Here is a 17,053-nt window from a genome sequence, read left to right on the forward strand (position 1 = left end):
GGAAGTCGCGTAGCTTGAGCCCGTGCGAATCGGGGTGCTCACCGGCGGCGGCGACTGCGCGGGACTGAACGCGGCGATCCGGGGAGTCGTGCGAGCGGCCGGCCACGAGCTGGACCGCAGCGTCATCGGCTACCGGCGCGGCTGGAACGGCGTGCTCGAAGGCGACAGCGTCAAGCTCGATTCCGAGGCGATGCGAGGCGCACTGCCACGGGGCGGCACGATGCTCGGCACCTCCCGCAGCAGCCGTCGCCTCGAGACCGAGGGTGCGGCGCCGCTGATCGCGCAGCTCGAGCGAGACGGCGTCGACGCACTGGTGACGATCGGCGGCGACGGCACGCTGATCACCGCCGGACGGCTCTCCGACGCCGGCTTCCCGGTGATCGCCGTGCCCAAGACGATCGACAACGACGTGCAGGGAACCGATGTCTGCATCGGATTCGACACGGCGCTGGGAGTGGCCACCGAGGCGGTCGATCGGCTCCACACCACCGCTGAGTCGCACAACCGGATCATGGTGCTCGAGGTGATGGGCCGCCAGGCCGGCCACATAGCTGCCGGTGCGGGAATCGCCGGGGGCGCCGCTGCGATCCTGGTTCCCGAAGCGCCGTTCAACATCGACGAGATCGCCGAGCGCCTCATCGCGCGGCATCACCGCGACCGCAACGCGTCCATCGTGGTTGTCGCCGAGGGCGCGATTCCCGACAGCAGCGTCGAGATGCCCGACACCGGCACCGACGAGTGGGGCAACCGGGTCCTCGACGGCATGGGGCAGTTCGTGGGCGACCTGCTTGCGGAACGCACCGGCTACGACACGCGCACAACCGTGCTCGGGTACATCCAGCGTGGCGGGCCGCCGACGCCGGCCGACCGGCTGCTCGGCAGCCGGCTTGGCGCCCGCGCGGTCGAGGTGCTCATGGAGGGCACATCGGGATGCATGGTGGGGGTGCACTCCACAGGCATCGCCCTGCAGCCGCTCGCCGAGGTTGCGGGTCGCACTCGTTATCTCAGTGAGGACCAACTGGAACTGCTGGATCTCATCTCCACAGCGCCGGTGCTGACACCCCTGCATACCTCGCGTCGCTGGTTCTGAGACCCGTTCTGGGGCCAGCCGGCCGGCGCCGCACGGTAGGGTGACGGCGACAACACATACCGGGGAGCCCATGGGGCTGAGAGGGAGACGGCAGTGCCGTCGCCGACCCGAGAACCTGATCTGGGTAATGCCAGCGGAGGAAGCACATGACCACCCACCGAGTGCGCAGGCCGTACCGACTCGCTGTCGCCGTCGCGGCGACGATGCTGCTCGTGGCGGCATGCGGCGACGGCGACGCGCCCGAGACCAACACGCCGATCCCACCCGAGACCGAGTCCCCGGCGGACGACGCGGCGGCCCCTGCGCCGACCACCACCGAGCCGTCGATCGACGGCACGACCGTGACCCTGATCACCCATGACTCGTTCAACCTGTCCGACGGGACACTCGAGGAATTCACGGCGCTGACAGGCGTGACGGTGGAGCTGCTCGAGGTCGGCGACGCCGGCACGCTGGTGGCCGAGGCCATCCTCACCAAGGCCGCACCGCTGGGCGATGTGCTGTTCGGCATCGACAACACGTTCCTCCAGCGAGGCCTCGACGCCGGCATCTTCAAGCGGTACGAATCGCCGGCACTTGCCGGCGTGCCCGAGGATCTGCAGATCGATCCGCGCCATCGCGTCACCCCGGTGGACTACGGCGATGTGTGCGTGAACTACTGGAAGGACGCGGTGCCCTGGGAGCCCGTGACCCTCGACGAGCTGACATTCGGTGAGTTCGCCGACCAATTGGTGGTGCAGCATCCTGAAACATCCTCGCCGGGCCTGGCGTTCCTGCTCGCCACCATTGCTTCCTTCGGCGACGGCTGGGAGCTGTACTGGGAGGATCTGCGAAACAACGGCGTCACCGTCACCGCCGGCTGGGAGGACGCCTACTACGGCGAGTTCATCTCCGGCGGGGGCGACCGATCGATGGTCGTGTCGTACGCCTCCAGCCCGCCCGCCGAGGTGATCTACGCCGATCCGCCGACCGATACAGCGCCCACGGGCGTCATCACCGAGTCGTGCTACCGCCAGATCGAGTTCGCCGGCATCTTGACGGGCACCGACAACGAAGCCGGGGCGCGTGCGCTCATAGATTTCATGCTGAGCGAGACATGGCAGAACGATGTTCCGCTCAACATGTTCGTGTACCCGGTCATCGAGAGTGCGACACTCCCGCCCGAGTTTGTCGAGCACACCGCAGTTCCCGAGGACCCGTTGATGCTCGACCCGGCCGAGATCGAGGCCAACCGTGACGCGTGGACCGAGCGGTGGGTGGAGATCGTGCTGCGCTGAACCCGCTGCCCGCCCGCTGGCAGAGCTGATGGGCGATGTGAAGGTGGCCCGACCGCTGCAGCGGCGCCAGGTGGCGGCCATCGGCGGCTGGGTGCTGGCCGCCATAGCGCCGCTCGCCTTCCTGGCGGTGTTCTTCGCCTACCCGGTGCTCACCGTGGTGGCGGACGGGCTCAGCAGTCTCGGCGACCTCGAGGGACGCTCCGCGATTCGTGGGGTGATGTGGTTCACGATCTGGCAGGCCGTCGCATCGACCGCCCTCACCCTTGCGGTCGGCATTCCTGCGGCGGCAGCGCTGGCACGGCTGCGACCGAGGACGCGGCGGGTCGTTCGTGCGGTGATCACCGTTCCGTTCGTGCTGCCGACGGTGGTGGTTGCCGGCGCCTTCGAAGCAGTCTTCGATCGATTCGGTCTCGATGGCGGAACCCTGTCGCTGCACCACACGGTGTGGGCGATACTGCTGGCGCACGTCTTCTTCAACTACGCCGTGGTGGTGCGGACGGTGGGCTCGTGGTGGGCCGGCCTCGACGGTCGCAACGCGGACGCGGCTGCCGTGCTCGGCGCGACCCCGGTGCGCACGTTCCGGCACGTGACCTGGCCCCTCCTGCGGCCTGCAGTCGCTGCAGCCGCGGCTGTCACGTTCCTGTTCTCGTTCACGTCGTTCGGGGTGATCCTGATTCTCGGCGGCCCGACACGCGCCACCGTCGAGACCGAGATCTACCGGTACGCCATCACGCGGCTCGACTTCGCGACGGCATCGGCGCTGGCACTGTGCCAGCTAGTCGCCGTCGCAGCGCTGGTCGCGCTGGCGGGGGTGGCGGAGCGGCGTCGGGCGGTGGCTCGGCGGGCGCCCGGACGCACGGCGCCGCGGCGACGGCGCAGCGTGATCGCTGTCAATGCCGCGGTGGCCGCGGTGCTGCTGGGCGTGCCGATCATCACGCTGGTGGAGCGGTCATTCGCGACTGGCGCTGGATACGGCGTGGCCAATTTCGCAGCGCTGGCCGATCGCGTGCAGATGCTGCCGACGACCGCACTCGCGGCGCTGCGCCACTCGCTGGGATTCGCCGTGCTCGCGACCTTGATTGCCACCGGTATCGGCGCATTGGCGTCGTTTGTCGTCGTGGGAGGCCGGGCTCACGCCGCACGGCCGGCCGGCCCGGGCCGGCTGCGGCAGCTGTTCGATGTCGGCTTGACCTTGCCGCTCGGCGTGTCCGCCGTGACCGTGGGGCTCGGGATGCTGCTGGCGCTGGACACGCCTCCCTTGGAGTTCCGCACGGCGTGGTGGATCATTCCGGTCGCTCACGCCCTGGTCGGGATGCCGTTCGTCGTCCGCACGCTGGTGCCGACGCTGCGCTCGATCGATGACCGTTTGAGGGAAGCGGCGTCAGTGCTCGGTGCGGGACCGCTGCGCACCCGCCGCGAGGTCGATGTCCCCATTGCGTCCCGAGCGGTGGCGGTCGGCGCGGCGTTCGCCTTCGCCGTGTCGCTCGGCGAGTTCGGCGCGACGGCATTCCTGCCGCGGCGGCCCGACACGCTCACCGCACCGCTGGCGCTGTTCCGGCTGCTCGGCACCCCGGGGGAGACGCTGCGGGGCCAAGCCATGGCGCTCGCCGTCGTGCTCATGGCTGCGACGGCTGCCTCGGTGCTCGTCATCGAGGGGCTGCGCCGAACCGACGAATCGCTGTTCTAGCCCCGGCGTCGGGCGCACGACGAGGGTGTCAGCGGCCAGCGGCTGCTTTCCAGAGCCGGTGTCCTTCGGTCCACAGCAGGATCGGCAACGCAGTGTCGATCAGGTGCCAGATCGTGAAGTTGTCACCGCCGTCCACCATCGCGCGAAACCAATTCGGGACGAAGGCGATCGTCACAGCGACGGCGAAGATGAACATGGCCTTCGCGCTGCGATCGTTGGGGCCTGCCGCCGACCTTCGTTGCCACGTCGTGACCAGCACCAGCGCCAGAGCGGCCGCCATGAACCAGTCCAAGACGGTCCAGACGTCGAGGTTCGCGGGATCGTCCGGACCGTCGCCGGGGCCATAGAAGGGGAAGGCAAAGAAGTTGACCACTACGGCGGCGGCAACCAGCTTCAGATATACCGCTACAGGCTTGGCGAAGATCATGTGTCGGCTCTCTCGGCGGGGCATGCGGGTCCACCGCCATACTGGATGCCGTCATGCCTCCAGCGCGGGATGGTCCGCGAAGTGGGAGAGCGCATCGGGGTCGTCAATGGCTTCGACGTTGGTCACCGGACGGCCCTCGACGACGTCCCTGACCGCCAGCTCCACCAGCTTCCCGGAACGGGTGCGGGGAATCGACGGTACTTGGGCGATCACCGCGGGCACATGGCGGGGCGACGCTCCGGAACGGATCTGCGCGCGGATCCTGCCGATCAGCTCGTCATCGAGTGTCAAGCCCTCGCGCAGCTTGACGAACAGCACGACCCGGGTGTCGCTGCTGGCCGGCGCTCCGCCGCCTGCGGGAACTCGCTGTCCGATCACCACGCTCTCGAGCACCTCGTCGATGCGGTCGACCTGGCGGTAGATCTCTGCGGTGCCGATCCGCACCCCGCCGGGATTCAGGGTGGCATCGGATCGGCCGCTGATGATCATCCCGCCGCTCGGCGTCCACTCGGCGAAATCGCCGTGATGCCACACGCCCTCGAAGCGCTCGAAGTATGCGGATCGGTAACGGGCGTCGCCGGGATCGTCCCAGAACTGCAGCGGCATGGACACGAACGCGTTGCGGCACACCAGCTCGCCCTGCGTTCCGGCACCCAGCGAGCCGCCGTTCGAGTCAGCGACGTCGACGTCGAGGCCCAGCGCAGACGCCTGGATCTCGCCGCGGCGGACGGGCCCCGTCGGGTCGCCGATCACGAAGCCGCCGCAGATGTCGGTGCCGCCCGAGAACGAGGCCAGGTGCACATCGGCCTTCACCTGCTCGTACACCCAGTCGAAGCCCTCGGGCGCCAAGGGTGAGCCCGTCACCGAGACCGTGCGCACGGTGTCGAGCGCATGGGTTTGCGCGGGCTGCAGGCCGGCCTTCATGGCGCCTTCAATGAACTTGGCGCTGACACCGAACAGCGTGACGCCCCACTCGTCGGCCACGTCGAAGAGCTGCGCCGGGCCTGGATGGAATGGCGAGCCGTCGTACAGCACCAGCGATGCGCTGCTGGCCAGCCCGGCGACGAGCCAGTTCCACATCATCCAGCCGGTGGTGGTGAAGTACATGACGCGATCGCCGGGGCGGACGTCGAAGTGCAGGCGCTGCTCGCTCCAGAGCTTCAGCAGTGCGCCGCCGGCCCGGTGAACGATGCACTTGGGCTTGCCCGTGGTGCCCGACGAATACAGGATGTACACCGGCTGGTCGAAGCCGAGCCGTTCGAAGGTCAGGTCGTCGCCGTTGGCGTCGCGATGAGGCGCCAGCCACTCGGTCCACATCGTCTGCGAGCCCGGCGTGTCGTCCGGTGAAGCAGGTGCGCTGCGGTCGTACGGCGCGATGACGAGCCGGGGCTCAACCCCTGTTGCCGCCAGGCTGGCTGCCACCTCGGCCGCCTTGCCGGCCGTGTGATGGCGCACGCCGTTGTAGTAGTAGCCGTCCACGGCGACCATGACGGTCGGGGAGATCTGGCCGAAGCGGTCCAGTACGCCGTCGATGCCGAAGTCCGGGCTGACCGACGAGTACACGGCGCCCAACGACGCTGTGGCCAGGAAGACGATGAGCGCCTCGGGACCGTTGGGAAGCATGGTGGCAACCCGGTCGCCGACGCTGACGCCGTCGGCCGCCAGTGCTCGCTGGCACACTGCCACCTCTGTCCGCAGCTCGCCGTGCGTCATGGTCAGCCGCGCTGCGTCCTCGCCGATGAAGACCAGTGCAGTGTCGCCGGATTGCGGTCCGCCAGCAGCGACGGGCCGTAGGTAGTTCTCGGCGATGTTCAGGCTGGAGCCTGCGAAGAACTCCAGACCAGGGCCTGGCATCGTTCCGGTGCCAGCCGCTGAAGCAGCGCCGCCCGACGAACGCAGGACGAACTCCGGGCCGAGTTCGCCGATGCCGTCGCAGAATTCCCACACCGCGCGCCAGAACGCCCCGGGATGCCGCACAGACCACGCGTGCAGGTCCGCGTAGGAGTGCCGGTCGAGCCCGATTCCCACCCGTTCGGCGAACTGCCAGAGCTGAGTCGACGCACGTCGCTGGGCGTCGGGGCGCCACAGCACGCTCGCGTCGGCGACCGCGGCGTCGTCGCTGTCTGATGAGCTGCTCATCGAGCGCAACATAGAGGACGAGCGGACTGCTCAGCCTCTGGAGCGTGCGGGTAGTGTCCCCACCCATGGACGGCATCTGCGACGACCTTCAGGCAGAGAACGACGCGCTCGGCGACGTGGTGGGTGACCTCAGCGAGGAGCAGTGGCGCCTGCCCACGCCTGCGGAGGGCTGGGACAGCCGCGAGACGATGGTGCATCTGGGCATGACGGATTGGGTGGCGACGATCGCCGTGGTCGATCCCGAGCGCTTCGGGGACTTCACTGCCGCAGCGGCACGCGGCGAGATGGATCTGCACACGGCGGCAGGTTTCGACTTCGCCTCCATGTCGGGGGCCGAGATCTGGGACTGGCTCTGCGACGAGCGCTCCAAGATGCTGGCCGCCGTGCGACCGCTGGACCGCAAGGACCGCATTCCGTGGTTCGGACCGTCCATGGGGGCCCTGTCGTTCGTGACTGCCCGGCTCATGGAGACGTGGTCGCACGGGCATGACGTGGCCGATACGCACGGCCGGGAACTGCCCCGCACCGACCGCCTGCGCCACGTTGCCCACATCGGGGTGGGCACGCGTGGCTGGAGCTACGCGAACCGGGGCCTCGAGGTGCCAGAGGGACCGGTTCGTGTCGAATTGGACGCCCCGAGCGGCGAGCTGTGGACGTGGGGTCCCGAAGATGCGGCCGACAAGGTGAGCGGCGATGCCTACGACTTCTGCCTGGCGGTGACGCAGCGTCGCCATCACACCGAGACCGGATTGTCGGTCACCGGCCCGCTGGCGACAGGGTGGATGGACATCGCCCAGGCATTCGCCGGACCGCCGACCGACGCCGAGAGTCGCCGCGCCGCTTGAGCGCCGTGCTGCCGGAAGCGCCGGGGGCGCAGTGCTGATCGGTGCGCCCGCGGGCGCAGTGCTGACGCGCGCCCGGAGCGTGCGGTGCTGATCGTCGGCTTGACCGGCGGCATCGGCGCTGGCAAGAGCACCGTGGCAGAGCTGCTGGCGTCCCACGGCGCGGCGATTGTGGATGTCGACGCGCTCGGGCGCGAGATCATCGCCCCAGGTGGCACGGCCGTCGAGCCGGTGCTCGAGCGATTCGGCGACCAGCTGCGCGGGCCCGACGGCGGTGTCGACCGTCCTGCGCTCGCGTCGATCGTGTTCAACGATCCCGACGAGCTCGCAGCCCTCAACGAGATCAGCCATCCGGCGATCAACGATCTGCTCGACCAGCGAATCGAATCGATCGGGACGGCTGAGGGGACCGGCGTCGTCGTGCTCGACATGGCGGTACTCACCGAGAGCACGCTGGGCCGCGACACTCGCTTCCCCTACGAGGTGGTGGTGACTGTCGAGGCGCCACCCGACGTACGGCTGGAGCGGCTGATCGAACGCGGCATGAGCGCAGACGACGCCAAGGCACGGCTGGCCTCTCAGGCAACAGACGAGCAGCGGCGGGAGGTGTCGAACTTCGTCATCCACAACGGCGGCGGCACCGACGAGCTGGCGGACGCGACAGCGCAGCTGTGGGATGCCTTGCAAAGGCTGGCACGCGAGCGTGCGACATGAGCACCGGCCCCGCTGAGGCGAGCAGCGACGCGGCTGGGTCGGAGGAAGCCGGCAATGTGCCAGCCCGCTACCCGCCGCAGAACCACATCCTGCGGCACCTGCGACTGGGCCACCAGATGTCCGCCGACGGAACGCTGACAGCCACCATGCCGATCCTGGACGACTTGGCCGACGGTCCGCTGGCGGACGGCGGCTGGCTGCGCCTGGGTGCGGTTGCGACCTTGGTGGACTCCGTTGCGGGCCACCACGCCGTGCTGCAGGTGACACCCGACTGGTCGGCCACGCTGCACCTTTCGACGGTGCTGGCAGCGCGTGCGGAGGGCACCGAGGTGACGGCCCGCTGCGCGCCGTTGCGGGTCGGTCGCAACCAGGTGGTGACCGAGACTTCGGTCGTCGACGGGGCGGGAACCGAGATCGCCCGCTCCACGTGCACCTATGCCCGGCTGCCGCGGCGGGACGACACCCCGGTGGTGGATGCCACTGCACGCGACAACACGGTCGACTACCGAGAGGACGACGAGCTGGATCCCCGCCCGCCGCTCGACGAATATCTGCGCATCACGCCGGTGCCGGGCGAGCCGCGCATCGAGCTGCCGATGCACAACCGCATCCGCAACTCGTTCGGCTCGCTGCAAGGCGGCGCGTCGATCGTGGTGGCCGAGGTGATGGCGAACCACCTTGCCGGGCTGGCGGCAAGCCGCGAGCGAAGGTCCCGGTGCGTGTTCGCCGACGTGCACTATCTGGCGCCGGGACGGGGCGGCCCGTTCCGTGTCGATGGAGAGATGCTGGCCCACACTGATCACATCGTGACCAGTCGCACCCGGATCTTCGAGACAGCCGGGGGCACCGACCGCCTGTTGCAGACGGCCACTGCGACGGCTGCGTACCTGGATTGACCGAGCTGGCGACCGAGTGCGGCCGGCCGCGGCGCATCGAGCGGCGCATCGAGCCGAATTCGCCTCCGCTGTGTCACACCGTGCCTCTACCGTGCAGGGCATGACCACGCCGCCCCGCAGCACTCTGGCTCGACCTCGAGCCGGCCTGCCACGACTGGCCGCGTTCGATATCGACGGCACGCTCATCACCCGTCAGGGTGCGCTCAGCCAGCGAACCGCGGCGGCGCTCGAGTCGCTTGCCGATGCCGGCGTCATCACTGCGCTCGCCACTGGCCGGCCCTGGCCCCAGACCGAGTCGGTGTTGCGCCGCGCTCCGGTGCTCTCCTATGCGGTGTGCCTGAACGGAGCGGTGGTGATGGATGCCGTCGCCGGCGAACGGATCGCTGACAGGTCAATGACGCACTTCGAGGCCATCGAGGCGGCCGAGATTGCGCGCAAGCTCCTGCCCGCCGTGAGCCTCGGGCTCGACATGGCCGATGGCCGGCACCTGTGGGAGCACAGATTCGCTCCTGAGATGCCGACCGACTTGATCGCGGATCTGAGCGTTCTGCACGTTGACGACGCCGTCGCAGCGGTCGACGGCGCAGTGCTGACGTGGCTCGTTCATGCGCCCGGCATGGACACGCTGGCGATGGTGGACGAGCTCGCGCCGCACATGCCGCTCGGCACCGAAATCCGCCCCTCGGGACTGGACATGGCAGAAATCGCTGCTGCAGGCGTCAGCAAGTCGGCGGGCCTGGAGATCGTCTGCCAGCGCTACGGCATTGCGCCGACCGATGTGGTGGCCTTCGGCGACGGCCTCAACGATGTCGAAATGCTCCAGTGGGCCGGCCACGGTGTAGCCATGTCGAACGCTTCGGACACGGTGCGCGACGTGGCCGACCGCATTGCGCCGAGCAACGAAGAAGACGGCGTCGCCGTCGTCGTCGAGCAGTTGCTGGAGAGAGCCAGATGACGTCGGAGTCCGGCAGCGACGCGCCTGAACCGGCTGAATCGCAGGGTGAGGCGGCGTTGCCCAAGCTGTCGATCTGGGAGCGAATGCGGCGCGGCATGGCCGATCACAACGCCAAGGCCCCGCGCACGCCTTTGGGAATGCCGGAGGTTGTCGACGACGACGACTCAGCCGACGCCGCGGCCGAGGTTGCCGACGGGGCCACCGCCGAGTTGGTGCTGGAGCGCATCCATCACTACCGCGACACCATTCGCAGCTATCACGTCCTGATCGAGGGTCAGCGCGTGGGCCAGATTCGCGACGACAAGACCGAGAGCTTCGTGCTGCGACCCGGCAGCTACACGCTGCGTCTGCAGCTGCTGTGGATCTTCAGCCCCAGGATCGTCGTGGAACTGCCAGCGGGCTCGGTCACCCGGATGGTCTGCGGCCCCAACGGCGGGATCCTGCAGGCGTGGCGGCTCTTCCTCGCTCCCGCCACTGCGATCTTCCTCCGCTTTGCGGAGGAAGGGTGATGCAGGCTGCGCTTTGCGGAGGAAGGGTGATGCAGGCTCCGCTTTGCGACCGAAGGGTCAGCAGGGGTCGACGCTAGGGTTCGCCGCCATGAGCGAGCGGCAGGCATCTGTGGGCGCGACGTCGGGTGGCGAGCTCAGGTCCGAGCTCGATGCCTGGCTCGCGGACAACTGGGATCCCGAAGCCAACGTGCGCGAATGGTGGCAGCGATTGGCCGTCGCAGGGCTGTCCAACCCGACGCTGCCTGAGCCGTACGGCAGGGGCTGGGGCCGCGCCGAGACGCGCGTGCTCGTCGACGCGATCCGCGCTGCCGAAGCCATCGGCTCGCCCGCCGGGCTCGGCATGCTGCTCGCCGCCCCCACCGTCCTCGAGCACGGCACGCCCGAACAGATTGAGCGCTTCGTGCCGACCATTCTCAACGGCGCCGAATCGTGGTGCCAGTTGTTCTCTGAGCCCGGCGCAGGCAGCGACCTCGCCGGTCTGCAGACCAAGGCGATCCGCGACGGCGACGAGTGGATCATCACCGGTCAGAAGGTCTGGACATCCGAAGGCTCGCATGCCGATCTGGGCATGCTCGTGGCGCGCACAGACCCCGAAGCGCCGAAGCACCGCGGCCTCACCTGGTTCGCCTTCGAGATGGACCAGGACGGCGTGGAGGTTCGGCCGCTGCGCGAGATGACAGGCCGGTCGCTGTTCAACGAGGTGTTCATCGATGGGGCGCGGGTGCCCCACGCGAACATCATCGGGGAGCTCAACGACGGATGGCGCGTGACCAACACGACGCTCATGGTCGAGCGTGCCGGCATCGGCGGCAGCCACGGACTCGCCTTCGCCGCTGCGCACCCCGGCTCGATCGCGGGACACCTCGACCGGCCGGCCGGCACGTTCCGCGGCAAGCGGCTTGCGCTGGCGGCTGGGGGAGTGGGCCCGGGCACGTTCAACCAGCTCAGCGCCGAGGCTCGTGCCCGCGGTCGTGACAGCGACGCACTTGTCCGCCAGGAGCTCGCTGCGATGCATATCGACATCGAGCTGATGCGACTCTCCGCCGTGCGCGGGCGGCAGAAGTCTCAGCGCACCGGCGGCGAGGGCAACCTGGCAAAGCTGCGCATGACGGCTGCGTTGCGACGTGCCCGATCGCTCGCCAGCACCATCCTCGGAGCGGACATGACCCTGTGGGGCGACGCTGCAGCAACCGACGGGGTGCTGCAGGAGATGGCGGTGTTCTCGCCTGCACCGTCCATCTATGGCGGCACCGACGAGATCCAGCGCAACATCCTGGGCGAGCGGGTGCTCGGACTGCCCCGCGAACCTGGCCCCGATCCGGCGACGCCATTCCGGGAGCTTGTCCAGAACGCCACGTCTTGGTAACGGGCTGTACTGAGCCGAAAGCCGCGCGGGCTCATCAATCGGCGCAGAATGTGAAGCGGTGAGCATGACCGAACCGCCCCAGGGTCCCCAGTCGCCGCAGGGCCTCGAGATCCTCCCTGAGGGCGGTGCCGATTTCGCCAGTGTGCAGGAGACGGTGGTGGAGCGACGGCCGTCGTCAGCGCCGCGCTTGGCCGTGTTCGCGAGCCTCGCTGCGGCATTGGCAGTCGCGGCGCTCGTGGTGGCATGGGTGCGCGGCAACGGTGAGTCCGATGCCGCGCTGGCGCCTGCGACCACCACGACCGAACCCCCGGCGACGACGACCACCACGGCACCGGCACAGCCGCCGCGCACGACGCTGCCGCCGCCGACAGCGCTCGACGCCGCCGTCGGCGAGCTGCCGCCCGCACGTCCCGCCGCCGAGATGATCGCCACGCTCGCCGGCGACCCGACGGGCAACATCCGCGGCTTCCTGTACCAGCTCGATCTGCTGACCGGAGAGGCGCGGTACGTGCCGTTGCCGGGCCTGCCGCACACGCTCGTCGATCTCGACGGGGCGCTCGTGGTGGGCATCGGGCGCGACGTGCTGCGGGTGGACATCGACAGCGGGGACACCGTCGTCATCGCTGAAGACGTGACCGAGGTGCTGCCCGCCTACAGCCCGTCGGGGATCGTCGGCGTCGTGCGTGGCACTGAGCATCTGTTCGCGCGGGTGGTAGGCCCCGACGGCGTGTTCCGCTCGGCAGTGCAGATGCCCAACGAGGCGATCGTGCACGGTGCGCTCGGCGACCACGTCGTCGTGTCCATGGCAGGCAGCGTCATGGCGCTCGACGGGCGCAATGCGGCGCTGCAACTCGGTGCCGGCCGGGTGCTTGCCGTGGGCGATGGTCACGTTGTGCGGCTGCAGTGCGAGGAGTACGGCTGCCAGATCACCGACACCTCGTTCAGTGCCACCGTGGGCCCTGAGCGCCGCGACGACTGGTGCGAGGAGATCTGCGCAGAGGCGTCCGGCCGATTCGGCGAGCGCGACGACCAAGCCGAGCTGGCGCAGGACTGCTCGACGTTCTGCGAGGGCTACCCGATCGCCACCGGGGTGATCTCGGAGCGGCGAGTGGAGCTGCCTGCAGAGCTGCAGGCAGCGTCGCCGGACCGCTGGAGTGAGCAAGGGCTCATGTCGCCGGACGGCAATCGCATCGCGCTGCGGCTCCTGCACGGCAACGGCACTCCAGCGGGAGTCGTGGTGGTGGACCTGGACGAGGACTGGGGCCGCCACTCGCCGGAGATCGGTGTGGATCTCGGAGACATGGCGTGGGCACCCGACAGCCGGTATTTGCTGTACACGCTCGACAATGACGTCATGGTCTGGGACGTCGAGGCTGCTGAGGGCGAGCTGCCGTCGGGCCGGGCCAATGTGGGTGAGCCGCTGGGGCAGCTCATCTTGCGTTCGCCCTGAGGCTGAGCGCCTCGCCCGAGCTTCGAAGGCCGCGGAAGGAAAAAGAACAACAGCGACTATTCGTTGTCGTTGTGTATGGTGTCCCGCTGTGAGGCCAGCGGGCGGCGTGTACGAGGTGGTGGTCCGCTCGGCGCGCAAGAAGACGCATCAGTACCCCCCCCCCCCCCTCGTTTGGCGTAGCGCTCGGCGATTCTCGCTTCGGCTCGTCCAGGCTGCAGCGGCACTGCTGCTTGCGTTCGGAGCAGTACTCGCCTTTCCGGCTGCAGCCCTAGCGGCACAACCCGCTGCCGCACCAGGCCATTCCGACCTTCAGTTCGTCATCAGTTCGTTCTCGCTGCTGATCTGGGGTGCGCTGGTGATGTGGATGTGCGCCGGTTTCACGATGCTCGAATCCGGCACGGTGCGCACGAAGAACGCGTCGATGATCTGTCTGAAGAACGTCGGCATCTACTCCATCGCCGCCCTCACCTACCTGTTCATCGGCTACAACCTGATGTACGTCGACGTCGGCGACCTCATCGGCACCTTCCGATTCCTCTACTCGCCGCTGGAGGTTGAGGTCGCAGCGCTCGCCGACGATGTCTCAGGCCTCGGCGACGCCATCGGCGCAGGCAGCGCCTCGATGTCGAACTGGCTCTTTCAGATGCTGTTCGTGGCCACGACTGCGTCGATCGTTTCGGGAGCGATGCTCGAACGCGTCAAACTGTGGTCGTTCTGGCTCTTCACCGTGTTCCTCACGGCTTTCATCTACCCCATTGTCGGCGCATGGACATGGGGCGGCGGCTGGCTGGAGCAGGCCGGCTTCCAGGATTTCGCCGGCGGCACCGTTGTGCACACGGTGGGCGGAAGTGCCGCGCTCGTGGGCATGATGGTGGTCGGACCTCGCTTCGGCAAGTTCCGCCGCGACGGCACCGTGAAGGCCACTCCGCCGTCAAACGTGCTGGTCACGACGCTCGGAGTCTTGATCCTGTGGCTCGGCTGGTTCGGCTTCAATGCTGGATCGCACGGCTCTCTGGCGACGCCGCAAGACGTGATTGTCATGAGCGCCGTGTTGATCAATACGAACCTCGCCGCGGCCTCTGGCATGTTGGCAACCGTCATCATCAGCCGCCGCGTGTTCGGTCGTGTCGGCCTGAGTTCAAGCCTGAACGGCGCGCTCGCAGGGTTGGTGTCCATCACGGCGGCACCCACCATGGCCGAGCATTGGTGGGCGGTCATCATCGGCGCGATCGGTGGCGTGCTCTGCACGCTCGCGACGTGGCTGCTCGAGCGGATGAGACTCGATGATGTCGTCGGCGCCGTGCCCGTTCACCTCGTGGCCGGCGTGTGGGGCACGCTGGCGGCGGTCATCACGACCGACGTTTCCCTCGCAACTCAGCTCGTCGGCGTGGGATCCGTCATGGCCTTTGTGCTGACCGCGTCCTTCGTTGTGTGGAAGCTCATCGACTTGGTGATGGGGGTGCGCGTTGCCGAAGAGATCGAACGCATCGGTCAGGACATAGGCGAACTGGGCATCGAGTCGCATCCGGAGTTCCTGCTGGCCCCGGACGATTTCGACGAGTACTGATTCCCGCTTCAGTTTCGGGCGCGCTCGGAGATTGCCGCATCGCCCGCCGACAACGGCGGTGCAGGCTGCATGGAGATGGTGCCTCCAGGAGGGGGAGCCGCCTGACCATTCCGAGCGGCCTCCTGGGCCTTCGCGGCGTCCGGTTGCCATGCTCCCGGAAGGCACAGCACCCCGAGCCGATCGCCCCGCCGCAGCGAGGCTGAGAGCGAACGCTCCAGGCTGTTCGCCTCGGCCTCGCTGATTGCCACGCTGCCGTGCGGCGATTCCAGCACGAGCGTCTCATCGAAGCTGAGCTTGATGGGCGGCTTGGTCCGCACGCCCAAGGAACCGTCATAGTCCGGACGCAGCGTCACCGGCAGATACATCCGGAGGTCCTCGAAGTGCGAGACGCGGCCGCGGACAATCGCAGGCGACTCATGGGTCGTATAGGCCATCCACACTTCGCCGTCGCTGCGGACGAATCCTGCCCCGCGCACCGGTGGCGGCCGGTTGTCGCCGTGCACCATCCACCTGCGAAGCTGCGCCACTGCGGTCGAAAGAGCCTGAACATCGGCATGACTGCTGCGGGCGAGGCCCGCTTGGAGACTCTGAACATCGGGTGGCGCGATGCGGAAGATGCCGTTGCGCGCACCCTGATAGCCGCCTGAGCGCGCGATCGCTTCCAAGTCTGCGTAGAGATACATGTCAGTCCGTCGTCGTTGGTTCTCGTGGTTTCGCTGCGGGCGGCACCAGCGGCTGACTGATGGATGAGCGCTCGCACAAGCGACAAAGCGTGCGTTGAAGTAGTCCGACCCGACGGTGTGCGCCGAAGGCCCCCCGGCCGACAGCTCGTCATGGTCGGCGCGCAGCCTAGCGGGCGAATGCGGACATTCACATCAGGCGAGCTGGTCTGAAGGGACGATCACGAACAGCCCGGCGGCTTCGATCAGCGGCGGAGCCCCGGCCGGCGCGTCGCCGGCCTGCACTGCCAGCTCGACGTGGGATTTGCGTCCCTCACGCCGCGTCTCGCGCCCGGAGAAGATCACCGGCTCGTCGATCGGGACGCCGCCCCGGTAGTCGATCTCCAAGCGGGCCGTGTAGGCGGCGATGCCGAGGCAGACCATGAGGTAGCCGAGCACGTCATCGACCACGGCACACACCGAGCCGCCGTGCGCACGTCCCGGAGCACTCTCGAAGGCGGCACCGAAGGTGACCACTGCCCGCACTCCGTCGCCGTCACGGCGCATGTCGACTTCCATCGCTGTGGGATTGGCCGGCCCACTGAAGGCTCGGTCGCTGAAAGCCATGACTTCGGCGCCGTCAGCGGGCCGAGGATCGGTGTAGCGGCGGGCGAAGTAGTCCTCCGGGCGGGCCACCGGCGCTGAGCCTGCCTCCAAGTGCTCTGCGGTGCGTTCTGCCCACGCAGCAATCTCGGCCAGCGTCTGGGGGTCGGTGCGATGCCGCACGAACGCATGCGCCAAGCGTCGCAGCGAACCGGCGGCAGCACTGCGCTCATCGAGCTGGGGATCGGGGTAGATCAGGTGCAGATCGTTCCGCCCGTCACCCGGCTGGCTATCCCGCGACGCTGAGGTCACCTCTCAGGCACCGAGACGGCCAAGGTCGCCGTACGGGTAGTCGACCAGCTCGCTGGACGGGTGATCGAGATCGAACGTCCAGTACTGGCGGATCTCCGAGATCAGCCGTGCGCCGGTTGCGCCGTCAATGCCGAAGTCATAGTGCTCGCTGCCGCGTACGGCGAACGGCTCGGCGGCCTCGGTGCTGCGATGCGCCGCCATCGTGCCGCTCATGATCCACTCGATTGCCGCCGTCTCGCCGTCGGTCACGAGCCGCTCGCAGTGCCATGACGCGCCCTGCCATTTGGCGGCGATGCGTGACCAGAAGCGCCCGATCACCTCTGCCCCCCGTACCGGCGCGTGGTTGGTGTCATACACGACGGCGTCATCGGTGAAGTGCCGGGCCACGGCATCGGCATCGCCCGAGGTGCAGGCGCTGAAATAGCCCTCGATGCACGCCGCGATCTCAGCGTCGGCGCCATCGGCACGGTCAGCGCTGTCGGTGTCGCCGGCACGGTCATCACTGCTGGCGCTGTCGGCGCCAGTGATGGGGTGTTCGCTCATGGCGCCAGTCTCGCAGC

General features: G+C 68.4%; 16 protein-coding genes and 1 riboswitch. Of the genes, 11 read left to right on the forward strand and 5 right to left on the reverse strand.

Features of this window, described 5'->3' with window-relative positions; translation table 11 throughout:
* The first annotated feature begins 22 nt into the window (after positions 1–22).
* The 3 genes from ACOGI5_RS09825 to ACOGI5_RS09835 all read left to right on the forward strand — a co-directional run bounded on the left by ACOGI5_RS09825 (position 23) and on the right by ACOGI5_RS09835 (position 4,054).
* Positions 23–1,090, forward strand: a complete 1,068-nt coding sequence (locus ACOGI5_RS09825) for a 6-phosphofructokinase (RefSeq protein ID WP_419864238.1) — start codon at positions 23–25, stop codon at positions 1,088–1,090.
* 50 nt (positions 1,091–1,140) lie between these two features.
* A riboswitch (TPP riboswitch) is annotated at positions 1,141–1,249 on the forward strand.
* Positions 1,237–2,367: a thiamine ABC transporter substrate-binding protein gene (locus ACOGI5_RS09830; RefSeq protein WP_419864239.1), complete on the forward strand. Its 1,131-nt coding sequence runs from the start codon at positions 1,237–1,239 to the stop codon at positions 2,365–2,367. It overlaps the preceding riboswitch by 13 nt.
* Before the next feature lie 28 nt (positions 2,368–2,395).
* Positions 2,396–4,054, forward strand: a complete 1,659-nt coding sequence (locus ACOGI5_RS09835; protein WP_419864240.1) for an ABC transporter permease — start codon at positions 2,396–2,398, stop codon at positions 4,052–4,054.
* Positions 4,055–4,082: 28 nt separating this feature from the next.
* On the opposite strand, the gene ACOGI5_RS09840 is transcribed toward ACOGI5_RS09835, so the two are convergent.
* Both ACOGI5_RS09840 and ACOGI5_RS09845 read right to left on the reverse strand, forming a co-directional pair.
* On the reverse strand, positions 4,083–4,481 hold the full coding sequence (locus ACOGI5_RS09840; protein ID WP_419864241.1) for a hypothetical protein: 399 nt from the start codon (positions 4,479–4,481) through the stop codon (positions 4,083–4,085).
* Between the two features lie 51 nt (positions 4,482–4,532).
* The gene (locus ACOGI5_RS09845; protein ID WP_419864242.1) at positions 4,533–6,620 is read right to left on the reverse strand and encodes an acetoacetate--CoA ligase; all 2,088 of its coding nucleotides are present in this window, start codon (positions 6,618–6,620) and stop codon (positions 4,533–4,535) included.
* 65 nt (positions 6,621–6,685) lie between these two features.
* Between ACOGI5_RS09845 and ACOGI5_RS09850 the strand changes: the two genes are divergently transcribed.
* The 8 genes from ACOGI5_RS09850 to ACOGI5_RS09885 all read left to right on the forward strand — a co-directional run bounded on the left by ACOGI5_RS09850 (position 6,686) and on the right by ACOGI5_RS09885 (position 14,919).
* Positions 6,686–7,465, forward strand: coding sequence for a TIGR03084 family metal-binding protein (locus ACOGI5_RS09850; protein ID WP_419864243.1), 780 nt, complete (start codon positions 6,686–6,688; stop codon positions 7,463–7,465).
* Positions 7,466–7,549: 84 nt separating this feature from the next.
* Positions 7,550–8,176 (forward strand): dephospho-CoA kinase, encoded by a 627-nt coding sequence (gene coaE, locus ACOGI5_RS09855; RefSeq protein WP_419864244.1) that lies wholly within the window; start codon positions 7,550–7,552, stop codon positions 8,174–8,176.
* Complete coding sequence (locus tag ACOGI5_RS09860; RefSeq protein WP_419864245.1) at positions 8,173–9,072, forward strand: PaaI family thioesterase; 900 nt, start codon at positions 8,173–8,175, stop codon at positions 9,070–9,072. The genes coaE and ACOGI5_RS09860 overlap by 4 nt, the downstream gene beginning before the upstream one ends.
* Positions 9,073–9,172: 100 nt before the next feature.
* A complete protein-coding gene (locus ACOGI5_RS09865; protein WP_419864246.1) occupies positions 9,173–10,027 on the forward strand; it encodes an HAD family hydrolase in 855 nt (284 codons plus the stop codon).
* Positions 10,024–10,536, forward strand: a complete 513-nt coding sequence (locus tag ACOGI5_RS09870) for a hypothetical protein (RefSeq protein ID WP_419864247.1) — start codon at positions 10,024–10,026, stop codon at positions 10,534–10,536. Before ACOGI5_RS09865 ends, ACOGI5_RS09870 begins: the two co-directional genes overlap by 4 nt.
* Before the next feature lie 88 nt (positions 10,537–10,624).
* Entirely contained in the window at positions 10,625–11,902 is a 1,278-nt protein-coding gene (locus tag ACOGI5_RS09875) for an acyl-CoA dehydrogenase family protein (protein WP_419864248.1), read from the forward strand.
* Between the two features lie 58 nt (positions 11,903–11,960).
* Positions 11,961–13,352 carry a hypothetical protein gene (locus ACOGI5_RS09880; RefSeq protein WP_419864249.1) on the forward strand — a complete coding sequence of 464 codons (1,392 nt, stop codon included), beginning with the start codon at positions 11,961–11,963 and terminating at the stop codon, positions 13,350–13,352.
* Between the two features lie 88 nt (positions 13,353–13,440).
* Entirely contained in the window at positions 13,441–14,919 is a 1,479-nt protein-coding gene (locus tag ACOGI5_RS09885; RefSeq protein WP_419864250.1) for an ammonium transporter, read from the forward strand.
* An 8-nt stretch (positions 14,920–14,927) separates the two neighbouring features.
* Here ACOGI5_RS09885 and ACOGI5_RS09890 read toward each other — a convergent pair whose 3' ends face one another.
* From ACOGI5_RS09890 to ACOGI5_RS09900, 3 genes are all read right to left on the reverse strand, one after another.
* Entirely contained in the window at positions 14,928–15,602 is a 675-nt protein-coding gene (locus ACOGI5_RS09890) for a hypothetical protein (protein WP_419864251.1), read from the reverse strand.
* A gap of 192 nt (positions 15,603–15,794) precedes the next feature.
* Entirely contained in the window at positions 15,795–16,493 is a 699-nt protein-coding gene (locus tag ACOGI5_RS09895; protein WP_419864252.1) for a hotdog domain-containing protein, read from the reverse strand.
* A gap of 3 nt (positions 16,494–16,496) precedes the next feature.
* Positions 16,497–17,036, reverse strand: a complete 540-nt coding sequence (locus tag ACOGI5_RS09900) for a nuclear transport factor 2 family protein (protein ID WP_419864253.1) — start codon at positions 17,034–17,036, stop codon at positions 16,497–16,499.
* Positions 17,037–17,053: the final 17 nt, after the last annotated feature.

It is taken from the genome of Candidatus Poriferisodalis sp. (genome assembly GCF_965208925.1).
GTDB lineage: Bacteria > Actinomycetota > Acidimicrobiia > Acidimicrobiales > Poriferisodalaceae > Poriferisodalis.

Excerpts from the sequence above, each read along its gene's own strand:
- ACOGI5_RS09890 (WP_419864251.1), bottom strand. The coding sequence starts at position 15,602 with ATGTATCTCTACGCAGACTTGGAAGCGATCGCGCGCTCAGGCGGCTAT.
- ACOGI5_RS09870 (WP_419864247.1), top strand. The coding sequence starts at position 10,024 with ATGACGTCGGAGTCCGGCAGCGACGCGCCTGAACCGGCTGAATCGCAG.
- ACOGI5_RS09845 (WP_419864242.1), bottom strand. The coding sequence starts at position 6,620 with ATGAGCAGCTCATCAGACAGCGACGACGCCGCGGTCGCCGACGCGAGC.
- ACOGI5_RS09900 (WP_419864253.1), bottom strand. The coding sequence starts at position 17,036 with ATGAGCGAACACCCCATCACTGGCGCCGACAGCGCCAGCAGTGATGAC.
- ACOGI5_RS09840 (WP_419864241.1), bottom strand. The coding sequence starts at position 4,481 with ATGATCTTCGCCAAGCCTGTAGCGGTATATCTGAAGCTGGTTGCCGCC.
- ACOGI5_RS09860 (WP_419864245.1), top strand. The coding sequence starts at position 8,173 with ATGAGCACCGGCCCCGCTGAGGCGAGCAGCGACGCGGCTGGGTCGGAG.
- ACOGI5_RS09850 (WP_419864243.1), top strand. The coding sequence starts at position 6,686 with ATGGACGGCATCTGCGACGACCTTCAGGCAGAGAACGACGCGCTCGGC.
- ACOGI5_RS09875 (WP_419864248.1), top strand. The coding sequence starts at position 10,625 with ATGAGCGAGCGGCAGGCATCTGTGGGCGCGACGTCGGGTGGCGAGCTC.
- ACOGI5_RS09865 (WP_419864246.1), top strand. The coding sequence starts at position 9,173 with ATGACCACGCCGCCCCGCAGCACTCTGGCTCGACCTCGAGCCGGCCTG.
- ACOGI5_RS09835 (WP_419864240.1), top strand. The coding sequence starts at position 2,396 with ATGGGCGATGTGAAGGTGGCCCGACCGCTGCAGCGGCGCCAGGTGGCG.
- ACOGI5_RS09830 (WP_419864239.1), top strand. The coding sequence starts at position 1,237 with ATGACCACCCACCGAGTGCGCAGGCCGTACCGACTCGCTGTCGCCGTC.